General features: G+C 68.5%; 11 protein-coding genes. All 11 read left to right on the top strand.

What is annotated here, in order from left to right; genetic code table 11:
• A partial coding sequence (locus VLK61_RS06995; protein ID WP_325419576.1) for a UDP-N-acetylmuramoyl-L-alanyl-D-glutamate--2,6-diaminopimelate ligase occupies nucleotides 1-1,546 on the top strand: 1,546 nt, incomplete at its 5' end.
• Nucleotides 1,543-2,925, top strand: a complete 1,383-nt coding sequence (locus VLK61_RS07000; RefSeq protein ID WP_325419578.1) for a UDP-N-acetylmuramoyl-tripeptide--D-alanyl-D-alanine ligase — start codon at nucleotides 1,543-1,545, stop codon at nucleotides 2,923-2,925. The genes VLK61_RS06995 and VLK61_RS07000, both read left to right, overlap by 4 nt.
• Nucleotides 2,915-4,093 (top strand): phospho-N-acetylmuramoyl-pentapeptide-transferase, encoded by a 1,179-nt coding sequence (mraY, locus tag VLK61_RS07005; RefSeq protein ID WP_325419580.1) that lies wholly within the window; start codon nucleotides 2,915-2,917, stop codon nucleotides 4,091-4,093. Before VLK61_RS07000 ends, mraY begins: the two co-directional genes overlap by 11 nt.
• A complete protein-coding gene (gene murD / locus VLK61_RS07010) occupies nucleotides 4,090-5,907 on the top strand; it encodes a UDP-N-acetylmuramoyl-L-alanine--D-glutamate ligase (RefSeq protein ID WP_325419582.1) in 1,818 nt (605 codons plus the stop codon). Before mraY ends, murD begins: the two co-directional genes overlap by 4 nt.
• Entirely contained in the window at nucleotides 5,904-7,166 is a 1,263-nt protein-coding gene (gene ftsW, locus VLK61_RS07015; RefSeq protein ID WP_325419584.1) for a putative lipid II flippase FtsW, read from the top strand. The genes murD and ftsW overlap by 4 nt, the downstream gene beginning before the upstream one ends.
• On the top strand, nucleotides 7,166-8,245 hold the full coding sequence (gene murG, locus VLK61_RS07020) for an undecaprenyldiphospho-muramoylpentapeptide beta-N-acetylglucosaminyltransferase (protein ID WP_325419586.1): 1,080 nt from the start codon (nucleotides 7,166-7,168) through the stop codon (nucleotides 8,243-8,245). The genes ftsW and murG overlap by 1 nt, the downstream gene beginning before the upstream one ends.
• A complete protein-coding gene (gene murC / locus VLK61_RS07025; protein WP_325419588.1) occupies nucleotides 8,242-9,657 on the top strand; it encodes a UDP-N-acetylmuramate--L-alanine ligase in 1,416 nt (471 codons plus the stop codon). Before murG ends, murC begins: the two co-directional genes overlap by 4 nt.
• Complete coding sequence (locus tag VLK61_RS07030) at nucleotides 9,654-10,628, top strand: D-alanine--D-alanine ligase (RefSeq protein WP_325419590.1); 975 nt, start codon at nucleotides 9,654-9,656, stop codon at nucleotides 10,626-10,628. The genes murC and VLK61_RS07030 overlap by 4 nt, the downstream gene beginning before the upstream one ends.
• A gap of 4 nt (nucleotides 10,629-10,632) precedes the next feature.
• On the top strand, nucleotides 10,633-11,439 hold the full coding sequence (locus tag VLK61_RS07035; protein WP_325419592.1) for a cell division protein FtsQ/DivIB: 807 nt from the start codon (nucleotides 10,633-10,635) through the stop codon (nucleotides 11,437-11,439).
• A gap of 8 nt (nucleotides 11,440-11,447) precedes the next feature.
• Complete coding sequence (gene ftsA, locus VLK61_RS07040) at nucleotides 11,448-12,680, top strand: cell division protein FtsA (RefSeq protein ID WP_325419594.1); 1,233 nt, start codon at nucleotides 11,448-11,450, stop codon at nucleotides 12,678-12,680.
• A gap of 80 nt (nucleotides 12,681-12,760) precedes the next feature.
• Nucleotides 12,761-13,984, top strand: a complete 1,224-nt coding sequence (gene ftsZ / locus VLK61_RS07045) for a cell division protein FtsZ (RefSeq protein WP_325419596.1) — start codon at nucleotides 12,761-12,763, stop codon at nucleotides 13,982-13,984.
• Nucleotides 13,985-14,170: the final 186 nt, after the last annotated feature.

Here is a 14,170-nt window from a genome sequence, read left to right on the forward strand (position 1 = left end):
CGAAGCCGCTGCCCGCTGGCTCGGTGAATGGGTCACCGGCACGCTGTGCATCGACAGCCGCCAGGTCCGGCCCGGCGATGCCTTCATCGCCTGGCCGGGTTACGCCAAGGACGGCCGCCAGTACGTGCGCGCGGCGCTCGAGGCCGGCGCCTCGACCTGCCTGGTCGAGCGCGACGGCATCGAGGCTTTCGGCTTCGATGTCGATGGCCACCCGGGTTTCATCCACGGCAATGCGCGCATCGGCAGCCTGCCGTCGCTGAAGGCGGTGACCGGCGAGATCGCCGCGGCCTATTTCGGCCACCCGGCGCTGGCGCTGAAGGTGCTGGCGGTCACCGGCACCAATGGCAAGAGTTCCACCGCCTGGTGGACCGCGCAGGCGCTGGCGCTGCTGGGCCGGCGCTGTGGCGTGGTGGGTACGCTGGGGATTGGCGAACCGCCGCACGCAGGGAGTGCTGGCACGGTGCAGTTCACCGGCCTGACCACGCCGGACCCGGTGACCTTGCAGGCCGCTTTCCGCCGCATGGCCGACGAGGGTTTCGCGGCCTGCGCAATCGAGGCCTCGTCGATCGGCCTGGCCGAGCATCGCCTGGCCGGCACGCCGATCACCGTGGCCCAGTTCACCAACTTCACGCGCGACCACCTGGACTACCACGGCGACATGGCCGCCTACTGGGCGACCAAGCGCGCGCTGTTCGACTGGCCCGGCCTGCAGGCTGCGGTGATCAACATCGACGACGAACAAGGCGCTGAGTTGGCCGAAGAATTGGCCGGCGGACTGACCGGCGGCCCGCTGGACCTGTGGACCTGCTCGGTGCACGGCGCCGCGCGCCTGGCCGCGCAGCATCTGCGTTATGTCGACGGCGGCCTGGCCTTCGAACTGAGCGAAGGCGCCGAGACGGTGGCCGTGCGCAGCACGCTGATCGGCGACTACAACGCCAGCAACCTGCTCGGCGTGCTCGGCGGCCTGCGGGCCGTCGGCGTGCCGCTGGCCGACGCGGTGCAAGTGGTGCCGGGGCTGACGCCGGTGCCGGGCAGGATGCAACGTGTCGCGCCTGACGGCGCGGTGCAGCGCGTGCCGGTGGCCGCCCCCGATCAACCCGAAGTCGTCGTCGACTACGCCCACACGCCCGATGCGCTGGACAAGGCGCTAGGCGCACTGCGCCCGCTGGCCACCGCCCGCGGCGGCCGGCTGTGGTGCGTGTTCGGCTGCGGCGGCAACCGCGACGCCAGCAAGCGGCCGCTGATGGGCGCCATCGCGCACACGATGGCCGACCAGGTGGTGATCACCAGCGACAACCCGCGCAACGAAACGCCGTCGCTGATCCTGGCGCAGATCCTCGCCGGTGTCAGCGCCGACGAGGCCGTCGATGTCATCGAGGACCGGCGTGAAGCGATCACATACGCCGTCACGCAGGCCGATGGCCGCGACGTGATCCTGCTGGCCGGCAAGGGTCATGAGGACTACCAGGAGATCGCCGGCGTCAAGCATGCCTTCGACGACGCGCTGGTGGCCGCCGCCGCGCTGCAGCAAAGGGTCGCGCCATGATGATGATGCTGGCCCAGGCCCATGCGCTGCTGCCGGGCGCCGTGCTCGTCGGCGAGGGTGCCGCGCCAATCGAACGCGTGCACACCGACACGCGCACTTTGCGTGCTGGCGACCTGTTCGTCGCGCTGCGCGGCGAGCGCTTCGATGCGCATGACTTCCTGCCGCAGGCCCGCGCGGCCGGCGCGGTGGCGGCTATCGCCGAACGCGGCTTGGCCGAAGCCGGCCTGGCCGGCTTGATCGTGCCCGATGCGCTGGCCGCGTTGCAGCAGCTGGCCACCGCCTGGCGCGCCCGGCATGCGCTGCCGCTGATCGTGGTGGGCGGCAGCAACGGCAAGACCACCGTGACGCAGATGCTGGCCAGCGTGCTGCGCGCCTGGCTGGGCGATGCCGGCTTGGCCACCAGCGGCAACCTGAACAACCACATCGGCGTGCCGCTCACCGTGCTGCGGCTGCGACCGGCGCACCAGGCCGCGGTGGTCGAGCTCGGCATGAACCACCCGGGCGAGATGGCGCTGTTGTCGCGCATCGCGCAGCCGACCGTGGCGCTGGTCAACAACGCCCAGCGCGAGCACCAGGAGTTCATGGCCAGTGTCGAAGCCGTGGCGCTGGAAAACGGCGCGGCGATCGAGGCGCTGCCGGCCGACGGCATCGCGGTGTTTCCGGCCGACGATGCACAAGCGCCGATCTGGCACCACCAGGCCGGTGCGCGCGCGCAGCTGACCTTTGCGCTGCACGGCGAGGCCGATGTCGTCGACGAAGCGGTGTGGGTCGAAGATCACTGGGTGCTGCGTGTGCGCACCCCGGCCGGCCAGGCTGAATTCATGCTGTATGCCGCCGGGCAGCACAACGTGCGCAATGCGCTGGCGGCCACCACCGCGGCGCTGGCCGCTGGCGCGCCGCTGGCGGCCATCCTGCGGGGCCTGGAAGCCTTCCGCCCGGTCGCGGGCCGCTCGCAGGTCACGCGCACCATGCTGGGCGGGCAGGCCGTCACGCTGGTCAACGACAGCTACAACGCCAACCCGGATTCGGTGCGTGCGGCCATTGACTTGCTTGCCTCGCTGCCCGGTCCGCACTGGCTGGTGCTGGGCGACATGGGCGAAGTCGGCAACCAGGGCCCGGCCTTCCATGCCGAGGTCGGCGCCCATGCCCGCGAGCGCGGCATTCAAACCTTCTGGTGTGCCGGTGCGCTCTGCGCCGATGCCGCCGCGGCGTTCGGCCCCGCGGCCCGCCACTTCCACCGTGTCGAGGATTTGTTGACTGAATTGAGCAAGGCCCCGGCCTGTGCAGCGGTGCTGGTGAAGGGCTCGCGCTTCATGGCGATGGAGCGCGTGGTGCAGGCGCTGCAAGCCAGACCGACAGGAGACAGCCATGCTGCTTAGCCTGTCGCAATGGCTGCTGCTCGAGAACCCCGAGTGGGGCTTCCTGCGCGTGTTCCAGTACATCACCTTCCGCGCGGTGATGTCGGCACTGACGGCTTTGTTGATCGGCCTGGGCTTCGGCCCGCTGGTGATCCGCAAGCTCACCGAGATGAAGATCGGCCAGCCGATCCGTGAATACGGCGTGCAGGAACACCTGAAGAAGCACGGCACGCCGACCATGGGCGGCGTGCTGATCCTGATCGGCATCGGCACCGCCACGCTGCTGTGGTTCGACTGGAGCAACCGCTTCGTCTGGGTCGTGATGCTGGTCACCTTCGGCTTCGGCGCGGTGGGCTGGGTCGACGACTGGCGCAAGGTCGTGCACAAGAACCCCGAGGGCATGAGCTCGAAGGAAAAGTTCTTCTGGCAGTCGCTGATCGGCGTGACCGCCGCGCTGTACCTGGCCTTCAGCGTGTCCGAGACCACCAACCTGCGCGTGCTGGAGCTGTTCATCCGCTGGGTGCAGAGCGGCTTCTCGAACGACCTGCCGCCCAAGGCCGACCTGATGCTGCCGTTCTTCAAGACGGTGAGCTACCCGCTGGGCGTGTTCGGCTTCATCGCGCTGACCTACTTCGTGATCGTCGGCGCCAGCAATGCGGTGAACTTCACCGACGGACTGGACGGCTTGGCCATCATGCCGGTGGTGCTGGTGGGTTCGGCGCTGGGCATCTTTTCCTACATCGTCGGCAGCTCGGTCTACAGCAAGTACCTGCTGTTCCCGTACATCCCCGGCGCTGGCGAGTTGATGATCTTCTGCGGCGCGCTGGCTGGCGCCGGCCTGGCCTTCCTGTGGTTCAACGCGCATCCGGCGCAGGTGTTCATGGGCGATGTCGGTGCGCTGTCGCTGGGCGGCGCGCTGGGCACCATCGCGGTGATCACGCGGCAGGAAATCGTGCTCGGCATCATGGGCGCGATCTTCGTCGTCGAAGTGCTGTCGGTGGTGCTGCAGGTCAGCTGGTTCAAGTTCACGAAGAAGAAGTTCGGCACCGGCCGCCGTATCTTCAAGATGGCGCCGCTGCACCACCACTTCGAAAAATCCGGCTGGACCGAAACGCAGGTGGTGATCCGCTTCTGGATCATCACGATGCTGTTGTGCCTGGTCGGCCTGGCGAGTCTCAAGCTGCGATGAGACACCTCCAAGACCTCTCGGTGCTGGTGCTGGGCCTCGGTGAATCCGGCCTGGCGATGGCGCGCTGGTGCGCGCGCCATGGCGCTGCCGTGCAGGTCTGGGATTCGCGCGAGACACCGCCGCAGGCCGCGGCACTGCAGGCCGATGTGCCGCAGGCGCGGCTGTTCAGCGGTGAACTGGGCAGCGGCCAGCTGGCCGGCGTGCAGATGCTGCTGAAGAGCCCCGGCCTGTCGCCGCTGGATGTGCGCGTCGCACCGCTTCTCGAGGCGGCGCGTGGCATCGGCCTGGCCATCGGCGGCGAACTCGATCTGTTCGCCCGCGCGCTGGCCGACCTGAAAGCCGAACGCGGCTATGCGCCGAAGCTGCTGGCCATCACCGGCACCAATGGCAAGACCACCACCACCGCGATGACGGCCTTGCTGGTCGAACGCACCGGCCGGCGCGTGGGCGTGGCCGGCAACATCGGGCCGACGACGCTGGATACGCTGGCCGCGGCGCTGGACAAGGAGCCGGTGCCGGTGGAACCGGTGGCCGAGGAGGTCGACGACGAAGCGGCCGTGGCGGCCACGCCGGTCGAGACGATTGAACCGGCCGGGCTGGCCGAGCCGGTTGAACCGGTCGAGTCGATCGAGCCGGCCGAGCCGTTGGCACTGACCGAGGCCGCCGAGAGCGCCGAACCTGCCGAAGCCTCTGAACCTGCCGACGTTCCCGAACCCGCCGAAGCCGCTCCCCCGCCGGACGAAGAGGCCCCTTTGCAGCTGGCCCCGCCGCCACCGGCCGCGCCCGTGTTCGAGCATCTGCCCGATGTCTGGGTGCTGGAGCTGTCCAGCTTCCAGCTCGATGGCGTGAAGGGCTTCGAACCCAGCGCCGCGACGGTGCTGAACGTCACGCAGGACCACCTGGACTGGCACGGTTCGATGGAGGCCTACGCGGCGGCCAAGGCCCGCGTGTTCGGCGCGCAGACCGTGCTGGTGATCAACCGCGACGACGTGCGTGTCGAAGCGATGATCCCCGCACCCGAAATCATCAAGGGTGCACGCGGCCGCCCCGCGAAGCAGATCCACCGCAAGGCGCTGCGCTTCGGCCTCGATGCACCGCAGCGGCCGGGCGACTTCGGCCTGGTGATCGAGAACGGCATGGCCTGGCTGGTGCGCGCGCTGGAAGCCGACGAAACCATCAAGCGCCGCAAGGGCGAGGACGAAGAAATCCACCTGCAGCGCCTGATGCCGGCCGATGCACTGCGCGTGCGCGGCCGCCACAACGCCGCGAATGCGCTGGCCGCGCTGGCGCTGGCCACGGCCATCGGCTGCCCGCTGGCGCCGATGCTGCATGGCCTGCGCGAATACCGCGGCGAGCCGCACCGCGTCGAATTCATCGCCAGCGTTGGCGGCGTCGAAGCTTTCGACGACAGCAAGGGCACCAATGTTGGCGCTACCGTCGCGGCGCTCGAAGGCCTGGGCGCCGACAAGGCGCCTGGCAAGCTGGTGGTCATTCTCGGCGGTGACGGCAAGGGCCAGGATTTCACGCCATTGGCCGCACCGGTGACACGTTACGCCCGTGCGGTGGCGCTGATCGGCCGCGATGCCGGCGCCATCGCAACCGCGCTGGCCGGCACTGGCGTGACCATGCAGACGCACGGCACGCTGCCCGAAGCCGTGGCCTGGTGCTTCGCGCAGGCGCAGCCCAGCGATGCGGTGCTGCTGAGCCCGGCCTGCGCCAGCCTGGACATGTTCCGCAACTACGCGCACCGTGCCGAAGTCTTCGTGCAGGCGGTGCATGCCCACGCGGCCGACCATGGGGAGACACTCGCATGAGCGGTCTGGCCGCCCGCTTCGGCCTCGACGCCTTGCGCCAGCGCTGGGCCGCCGCGCGCAGCGAACGCGAGAACGAGGTGCCGATCCGCGACTGGTCCGGCTCGGGCGGTGGCCAGCCGCCGCGCATCGCCGGCTTCGACCAGACGCTGGTCTGGCTGGTCATCGGCCTGCTGGCGCTGGGCCTGGTGATGGTCTATTCGGCCAGCGTGGCGCTGCCGGACAACCCGAAGTTCGCGCGCTACGCCTCGACCTATTTCCTCACGCGGCATGCCCTCTTCGTCGGCATCGCCTTCGTCAGTGCGCTGGTGGTGGTGCAGATCCCGATCACTGTGTGGGAGAAGTCGGCGCCGTGGATCTTCGTGCTCTCGCTGCTGATGCTGGCGGTGGTGCTGGTGCCGCATGTGGGCAAGGGCGTCAACGGCGCGCGCCGCTGGATTCCGCTGGGGCCGATGAGCTTCCAGCCGAGCGAACTGGCCAAGCTGGGCATCGTGATGTACGCGGCCAGCTACATGGTGCGCAAAATGGAAGTGAAGGAGCGCTTTTTCCAGGCCGTGTGGCCGATGGCGGTGTCGCTGGCGGTCATCGGCCTGCTGCTGCTGGCCGAGCCGGACATGGGCGCCTTCATCGTCATCGCAACCATCGCGCTGGGCATCCTGTTCCTGGGCGGTGTCAACGGCCGCATGTTCTTCCTGAGCTTCGCGGTGCTGATCGGCGCCTTCGGCCTGATGATCGCTTCCAGCCCCTGGCGGCGCGAGCGCATCCTGGCCTTCCTGAACCCCTGGGATCCGGCGTACTCGCAAGGCAAGGGCTACCAGCTGACGCATTCGCTGATCGCCTTCGGCCGCGGCGAGCTCACCGGCCAGGGCCTGGGCGGCAGTGTCGAGAAACTGCACTACCTGCCCGAGGCCCACACCGATTTCCTGATGGCGGTGATCGGCGAGGAACTCGGCTTCATCGGCGTGGCGCTGGTCATCGTCGCCTTCTTCTGGCTGACCCGCCGCATCTTCGTCATCGGCCGCCAGGCGGTGATGCTGGACCGCGTGTTCGCCGGGCTGATGGTGCAGGGCATCGGCGTGTGGATGGGCGGGCAGACGCTGATCAACCTGGGCGTGAACCTCGGCGCCTTGCCGACCAAGGGGCTGACGCTGCCGCTGCTGAGCTACGGCGGTTCGGCCATCCTGATGAACCTGATCGCGCTGGCGATCGTGGTGCGGGTGGACATCGAGAACCGACAGCTGATGCGCGGAGGCAGGGCGTGATGCCGCACCTCGTCATCATGGCGGCCGGCACCGGTGGCCACATCATCCCCGGCATCGCGGTGGCGCGTGAAGTGCAACGCCGCGGCTGGACTGTCAGCTGGCTGGGCACCCGCACCGGCATGGAAAACAAGCTGGTGCCGCCGACCGAGATCCCGCTGGACACGATCGCCTTCAGCGGCCTGCGCGGCAAGAACTTCGTGCAGACGATGACCGGCGGCATGCGGCTGCTGAAGGCCTTCTGGGACTCGGTGCGCATCCTGCGCCGGCGCGGGGCCGATGCGGTGCTGGGCATGGGCGGCTATGTCTGCTTTCCCGGCGGGCTGATGGCCTCGCTGCTGAACAAGCCGCTGATGCTGGTGAATGCCGATGCGGCGCTGCTGCTGTCGAACAAGGCGCTGCTGCCGGTGGCCGACCGCGTGGCCTTCGGCTTCGACGGACCGGCGGCGCAGATCAAGCGCGGCATCGTCACCGGCAATCCCGTGCGCGGCGAGATCGAAGCACTGGCCGCGCCGGATCAGCGTTATGCCGGCCGCGGCGGGCCCTTGAAGCTGCTGGTCGTCGGCGGCAGCCTGGGCGCGCAGGTGCTGAACACGACCGTGCCGGCCGCGCTGGCGCTGCTGCCGGCCGATGCACGGCCCCAGGTCACCCACCAGACCGGCGCGGCGCAGGCCGACGCGGTGCGTGCCGCTTACGCCGGCGCCGGCGTGCAAGCCGAGGTGCTGCCCTTCATCGACAACATGGCCGAGCGCCTGGCCGCGTGCGACCTGATCGTCTGCCGTGCCGGTGCGGTGACGGTCAGCGAACTCTGCGCTGCCGGCGTGCCGAGCATCCTGGTGCCGCTGGTCGTCAGCACCACCTCGCACCAGCGCGACAACGCCGAGCACATGGCGCGGCAGGGTGCGGCGATGCATCTGCCGCAAACTCAGCTGACGCCGCAGCTGCTGGCCGACCGTCTGCGGGCGACGAGCCGCGAGACGCTGCTGACGATGGCGCGGGCCGCCCGTGCGCTGGCCCGGCCGAACGCCGCGGCGCGCGTCGCCGATGAGCTGGACAGCCTGGTCCGGAGGCAAGTGGCATGAAACACGCCATTCGCCACATCCACTTTGTCGGCGTCGGCGGCGCCGGCATGAGCGGCATCGCCGAGATCCTGCACAACCTGGGCTACACGGTGTCGGGCAGCGACCTGTCGGACAGCGCCACCGCGCGGCGGCTGGCGACGCTGGGCCTGCGCGTCTTCATCGGCCACGATGCGGCGCACATTGCCGGCGCCGGTGCGGTGGTCACCAGCACGGCGGTGAAGGGCGACAACCCCGAGGTCATCGCCGCGCGCGCCCAACGCATACCGGTGGTGCCGCGCGCGGTGATGCTGGCCGAGCTGATGCGGCTGAAAAAGGGCATCGCGATCGCCGGCACGCATGGCAAGACCACGACCACCTCGCTGGTCACCAGCGTGCTGGCCGAAGCCGGCATCGACCCGACCTTCGTGATCGGCGGCAAGCTCAATGCGGCCGGCGCGAATTCGCGCCTGGGTTCGGGCGAGTACATCGTCGTCGAAGCCGACGAGAGCGACGCGTCCTTCCTGAACCTGATGCCCATGCTGTCCGTCGTCACCAACATCGACGCCGACCACATGGATACCTACGGCCACGACTTCGCGAAACTGAAAGGCGCCTTCGTCGAGTTCCTGCATCGCATGCCGTTCTACGGCGCGGCCATCCTGTGCGGCGACGATCCCGGCGTGCGTTCGATCATGCCGATGATCTCGCGGCCCATCATCCACTACGGCTTCGGCGAAGACGCGCAGGTGCGCGCCACCGACGTGCAAGCCTTGCCCGGCGGCCAGATGCGCTTCACCTGCCAGCGCCGCAACGGCCTGGCGATGCCGGACCTGGCGGTCACGCTGAACTTGCCCGGCGAACACAACGTGCGCAACGCGCTGGCGGCGATTGCGGTGGCCGGCGAACTGGAACTGCCCGATGCACCCGTGCTCAAGGCATTGGCCGAGTTCCGCGGTGTCGGCCGGCGCTTCGAGCGTCATGGCGACTGGCCGGCACGCAGCGGCGATGGTCTCTTCACGTTGATCGACGACTATGGCCACCACCCGGTCGAGATGGCCGCGGTGATCGCCGCCGTGCGCGGCGCCTTCCCGGGCCGCCGGCTGGTGCTGGCCTTCCAGCCGCACCGCTACACCCGCACGCGGGACTGCTTCGAGGACTTCGTCAAGGTCATGGGCACGGCCGATGCGGTGCTGCTGACCGAGGTCTACAGCGCCGGCGAGCCGGCGATCGTCGCTGCCGACGGCCGGGCGCTGGCGCGCGCGCTGCGCGTGGCCGGCAAGCTCGATCCGGTGTTCGTCGATGAGGTCGCTGCGTTGCCGCAAGCCATCGTCGAGCAGGCGCGCGGCGGTGACGTGGTGATCGTGATGGGCGCCGGCACCATCGGCGCGGTGCCGGCCCGGGTGGTCGAACTGATGCAAGGGGGCACGTCATGAACAGCATCGACGTGAAAGCCTTCGGAAAAGTGGCCGTGTTGATGGGCGGCAGCAGCGCCGAGCGCGAGGTCTCGCTGATGTCGGGTTCCGGCGTGCTGCAGGCGCTGAAATCGCAGGGCGTCGACGCCTATGCCTTCGATCCGTCGACACGCGACCTGGTCGAACTCAAGCGCGACGGTTTTGCGCGCGTCTTCATCGCGCTGCACGGCCGCCACGGTGAAGACGGCTGCGTGCAAGGTGCGCTGGAACTGCTGGGCCTGCCCTACACCGGCTCCGGCGTGATGGCCTCGGCGATCTCGATGGACAAGACCATGAGCAAGCGCGTCTTCGTCGCCGAGGGCCTGCCGACGCCGCGCTGGATCTGGCTGGCGCCGGATAACCAGCAACGTGAGCGCGTGATCACAGTGCCGGACGAACTGGGCCTGCCGCTGATCGTCAAGCCGCCGCGTGAAGGCTCGTCAATCGGCATCACCAAGGTGGCGGGCTACTCCGAGATGAGCGAAGCGGTGACGCTGGCCACGCAGTACGACCCCGACGTGCTGTGCGAAGAGTTCATCGAAGGCGAAGAAGTCACCTGCCCGGTGCTGGGCGTGGGCACCGGCGCGCATGCGCTGCCGGTGATCCGCATCGTCGCGCCCGAGGGCAAGTACGACTACCAGAACAAGTACTTCACCGACGACACGACCTACCTCTGCCCGAGTGGCCTGCCCGAAGACGAAGAGCGCGAGATCCAGCGCATCGTCGTCGCGGCCTACCGGGCGCTGGGCTGCCGCGGCTGGGGACGCGCCGACCTGATGATCCGCGCCGCCGATCGCAAGCCCTTCCTGCTGGAGATGAACACCTCTCCGGGCATGACGGGGCACTCGCTGGTGCCCAAGTCGGCACAGGCGGTCGGCATCGGCTACCCGCAGTTGTGCGTGCAGTTGCTGGCCAGCGCTGCACTCGACGCCGACGTGCTGAAGAAGGCCTGACGCCATGGCCAGCTTCGCCGCCCCGACCACCATGAGCCCGCTGCCCGGCGACATCCGCCTGATGCAGACCACCGCCAACGCGGTGTTCGTGCTCGCCGCGCTGGCGCTGTGCGCCGCAGCGCTGCTGTGGCTGACGCGGCTGCCGATCTTCGCGGTGCGCAGCATCAAGATCGACGGGGAGGTCGTGCGCAACAGCGTCAGCACGATCCGCGCGAACGCCGGCCCGAAGCTCGCCGGCAACTTCTTCACGCTGGACTTGCAGAAGAGCCGCGCCGCCTTCGAGGCCGTGCCCTGGGTGCGGCACGCGGTGGTGCGCCGCGTCTGGCCCAATCGCCTGGCGGTGCAGCTGGAAGAGCACCATGCCGCCGCGCTGTGGGCCACCGAAGACGGCAACGACAAACTCGTCAACAGCCAGGGCGAGGTGTTCGAAGCCAACCCCGGCGATGTCGAGGATGAAGCCCTGCCGCGCTTCGCCGGCCCCGAGGGCAGCTCGGCGGCAATGCTGGCGCTGCACCGCCGCCTGCAGCCGGTGCTGGCCGCGCTGAACGCCGGTGATGTCGGCGAACTGAAGCTGTCGGGCCGGGGCTCCTGGCGCGCCGCGCTCGAAGGTGGCGCCGTCATCGAACTCGGTCGCGGCAGCGATGATGAAGTGATCGCGCGCAGCGAACGTTTCGTGCGCACGATGGCCCAGGTGAACGAGCGTTATCAACGCCCGCTGGAATACGCCGATTTGCGCCATGCGGATGGCTATGCCGTGCGCCTCAAAGGCATCACCACCACCGTGCCGGCCGCGCCGGCACGACGTCGTTAAGAGAGAACATGGCCAAGGAATACAAGGACCTCGTTGTCGGGCTGGACATCGGCACCGCCAAGGTGATGGTGGTCGCCGCCGAGGTGATGCCCGGTGGTGAACTGCGCCTGGCCGGCCTGGGCATCGCGCCCACGCACGGCCTGAAGCGCGGCGTGGTCGTGAACATCGACGCCACCGTGCAAAGCATCCAGCAGGCGCTGAAAGAGGCCGAGATGATGGCCGCCTGCAAGATCGAGCGGGTCTACACCGGCATCACCGGCAGCCACATCCGCGGCCAGAACTCCACCGGCATGGTCATCGTGCGCGACAACCGCGAGGTGACGACGGTGGATGTCAACCGCGTCGTCGAGACCGCGAAGGCCATCAACATCCCGAACGACCAGCGCCTGCTGCTGGTCGAGCCGCAGGAATTCATCATCGACGGCCACGAGGTCAAAGAGCCGATCGGCATGAGCGGCAGCCGGCTCGAGGTCAAGGTGCACATCGTGACCGGCGCGCAGAGTGCGGCCGAGAACATCCTGAAGTGCGTGCGGCGCTGCGGGCTGGAAGTCGAACGCCTGGTGCTGAACCCCAGCGCCTCGGCGGCCGCGGTGCTGACCGAGGATGAAAAAGACCTCGGCGTGGCGGTTGTCGACATCGGCGCCGGTACGACGGACGTCTCTATCTACACCGACGGCTCGGTGCGCCACACGGCGGTGATCCCGATCGCTGGCGACCTGATCACCAGCGACATCGCGATGGCGCTGCGCACGCCGACCAAGGACGCCGAGGAGATCAAGGTCGAGTACGGCGTGGCCAAACAACTGCTGGCCGACCCGAGCGAAAACCTCGAGGTGCCGGGCCTCGGCGACCGCGCGCCGCGCATGCTCAGCCGCCAGGCGCTGGCCGGCGTGATCGAGCCGCGTGTCGAAGAAATTTTCTCGCTGGTGCACCAGGTGATCCGCGAATCCGGCTACGAGGAACTGCTCTCGTCCGGCATCGTGATCACCGGCGGCTCGGCGGTGATGCCGGGCATGGTGGAGCTTGGCGAAGACATTTTCCTGAAACCCGTGCGCAAGGGCCTGCCAACTTACGGTGGACCCTTGTTCGACATGGTGGCCAACCCGCGCTCGGCCACCGTGATGGGCTTGCTGGAGGAGGCGCGCATGGCGCGTGCCCGCGGCTTGAAAGCGGCACAACAGGCCGGCTCGGTGCAAACCTGGTTCGGCCGCGCGAAAGATTGGTTCTTGGGAAATTTCTAACAGGGGCGGTACACGTCCCATGTTCTTTTGACGTTGACACTTATTTCGGCAACTGCTTGACGATGACACAGGAGGTTCACATGCCTATCGAGATGATCGAAGAATTCGACCAGGGGACTCGCATCAAGGTGGTCGGTGTGGGCGGCGGCGGCGGTAACGCTGTCGAACACATGATCAGCCAGGGTGTGCAGGGCGTGGAGTTCGTCTGCGCGAACACCGACGCGCAGGCACTCAACCGCAGCAGCGCGCATACGCTGATCCAGCTGGGTGACAACGGCCTCGGCGCCGGTGGCAAGCCCGAGAAGGGCAAGGCCGCGGCGCAAGAAGCCGAGGCCCGCGTGCGCACCGCGCTGGAAGGCGCGCACATGGTCTTCATCACCGCCGGCATGGGTGGCGGCACCGGCACCGGTGCGGCGCCCATCGTCGCGCGCGTGGCCAAGGACATGGGCATCCTGACCGTGGGCGTGGTGACCAAGCCCTTCGAGTTCGAAGGCCCGCGCCGCATGAAACAGGCCGATGGCGGCACGACGGAACTCGAAGCCAACGTCGATAGCCTGATCGTCGTGCTGAACGAGAAGTTGCTGGAAGTGTTGGGCGACGACGTGACGCAGGACCAGGCCTTCGCGCATGCCAACGACGTGCTGAAGAACGCGGTGGGCGGCATCAGCGACATCATCCACATGCACGGCCTGGTGAACGTCGACTTCGAAGACGTGAAGACGGTGATGAGCGAACCCGGCAAGGCGATGATGGGCACGGCCCAGGCCGGCGGCCCGGACCGCGCGCACAAGGCGGCCGAAATGGCGGTGGCCTGCCCGCTGCTGGAAGGCATCGACCTGTCGGGCGCACGTGGCGTGCTGGTGCTGATCGCGGCGAACAAGAACAACTTCAAGTTGAACGAAAGCAAGGCGGCGATGAACACCATCCGCCGCTACGCCGCCGAAGACGCGCACATCATCTACGGCGCCGCTTACGACGAGACGCTGGGCGACCAGCTGCGCGTCACGGTGATCGCCACCGGCCTGTCGCGCGCCAAGCCGCTGGCCGCGCCGCTGACGGTGGTGCAACCCACCGCGCAACCGGTGGCTGCGCTGCGCACCGGCACCGACAACCTGCCGATCCTGAACAACGTGGCGCAGGCGGGGCCGGGTGCAACGGCAACATCGCACGACTACAGCAGCCTGTCGACGCCCAGCGTCTGGCGCTCGGCGCGCACGCAGGCGGCGGCCAAGGTGGAGGCCTTGTCGTCGAACGGGATGGATGAGATCGAGATCCCGGCGTTCTTGAGAAAGCAAGCGGATTGAGGGGCGCGGGGCGGTCTATCAGACCGCCCTGGTTGTCCTGTCGGTGGAGTTCGAGGGGCCGGCGGGCAGCAGCGCATCCGGAAGGAGAGCTGATATGGAGACCTCGACGCGTCTTTGCGCCGATCTGTGCGCCGAATGCGGCTTCGAGCTGCGCTTCGCGGCGGCCTGCCCCGGCGGGCACGACTA

It is taken from the genome of Aquabacterium sp. (assembly GCF_035476535.1).
In the GTDB taxonomy this organism is placed as follows: Bacteria; Pseudomonadota; Gammaproteobacteria; order Burkholderiales; family Burkholderiaceae_C; genus Pseudaquabacterium.

Coding starts and splice junctions, on each gene's coding strand:
- VLK61_RS07000 (WP_325419578.1), top strand. CDS start 1,543: ATGATGATGATGCTGGCCCAGGCCCATGCGCTGCTGCCGGGCGCCGTG.
- mraY (WP_325419580.1), top strand. CDS start 2,915: ATGCTGCTTAGCCTGTCGCAATGGCTGCTGCTCGAGAACCCCGAGTGG.
- murD (WP_325419582.1), top strand. CDS start 4,090: ATGAGACACCTCCAAGACCTCTCGGTGCTGGTGCTGGGCCTCGGTGAA.
- ftsW (WP_325419584.1), top strand. CDS start 5,904: ATGAGCGGTCTGGCCGCCCGCTTCGGCCTCGACGCCTTGCGCCAGCGC.
- murG (WP_325419586.1), top strand. CDS start 7,166: ATGCCGCACCTCGTCATCATGGCGGCCGGCACCGGTGGCCACATCATC.
- murC (WP_325419588.1), top strand. CDS start 8,242: ATGAAACACGCCATTCGCCACATCCACTTTGTCGGCGTCGGCGGCGCC.
- VLK61_RS07030 (WP_325419590.1), top strand. CDS start 9,654: ATGAACAGCATCGACGTGAAAGCCTTCGGAAAAGTGGCCGTGTTGATG.
- VLK61_RS07035 (WP_325419592.1), top strand. CDS start 10,633: ATGGCCAGCTTCGCCGCCCCGACCACCATGAGCCCGCTGCCCGGCGAC.
- ftsA (WP_325419594.1), top strand. CDS start 11,448: ATGGCCAAGGAATACAAGGACCTCGTTGTCGGGCTGGACATCGGCACC.
- ftsZ (WP_325419596.1), top strand. CDS start 12,761: ATGCCTATCGAGATGATCGAAGAATTCGACCAGGGGACTCGCATCAAG.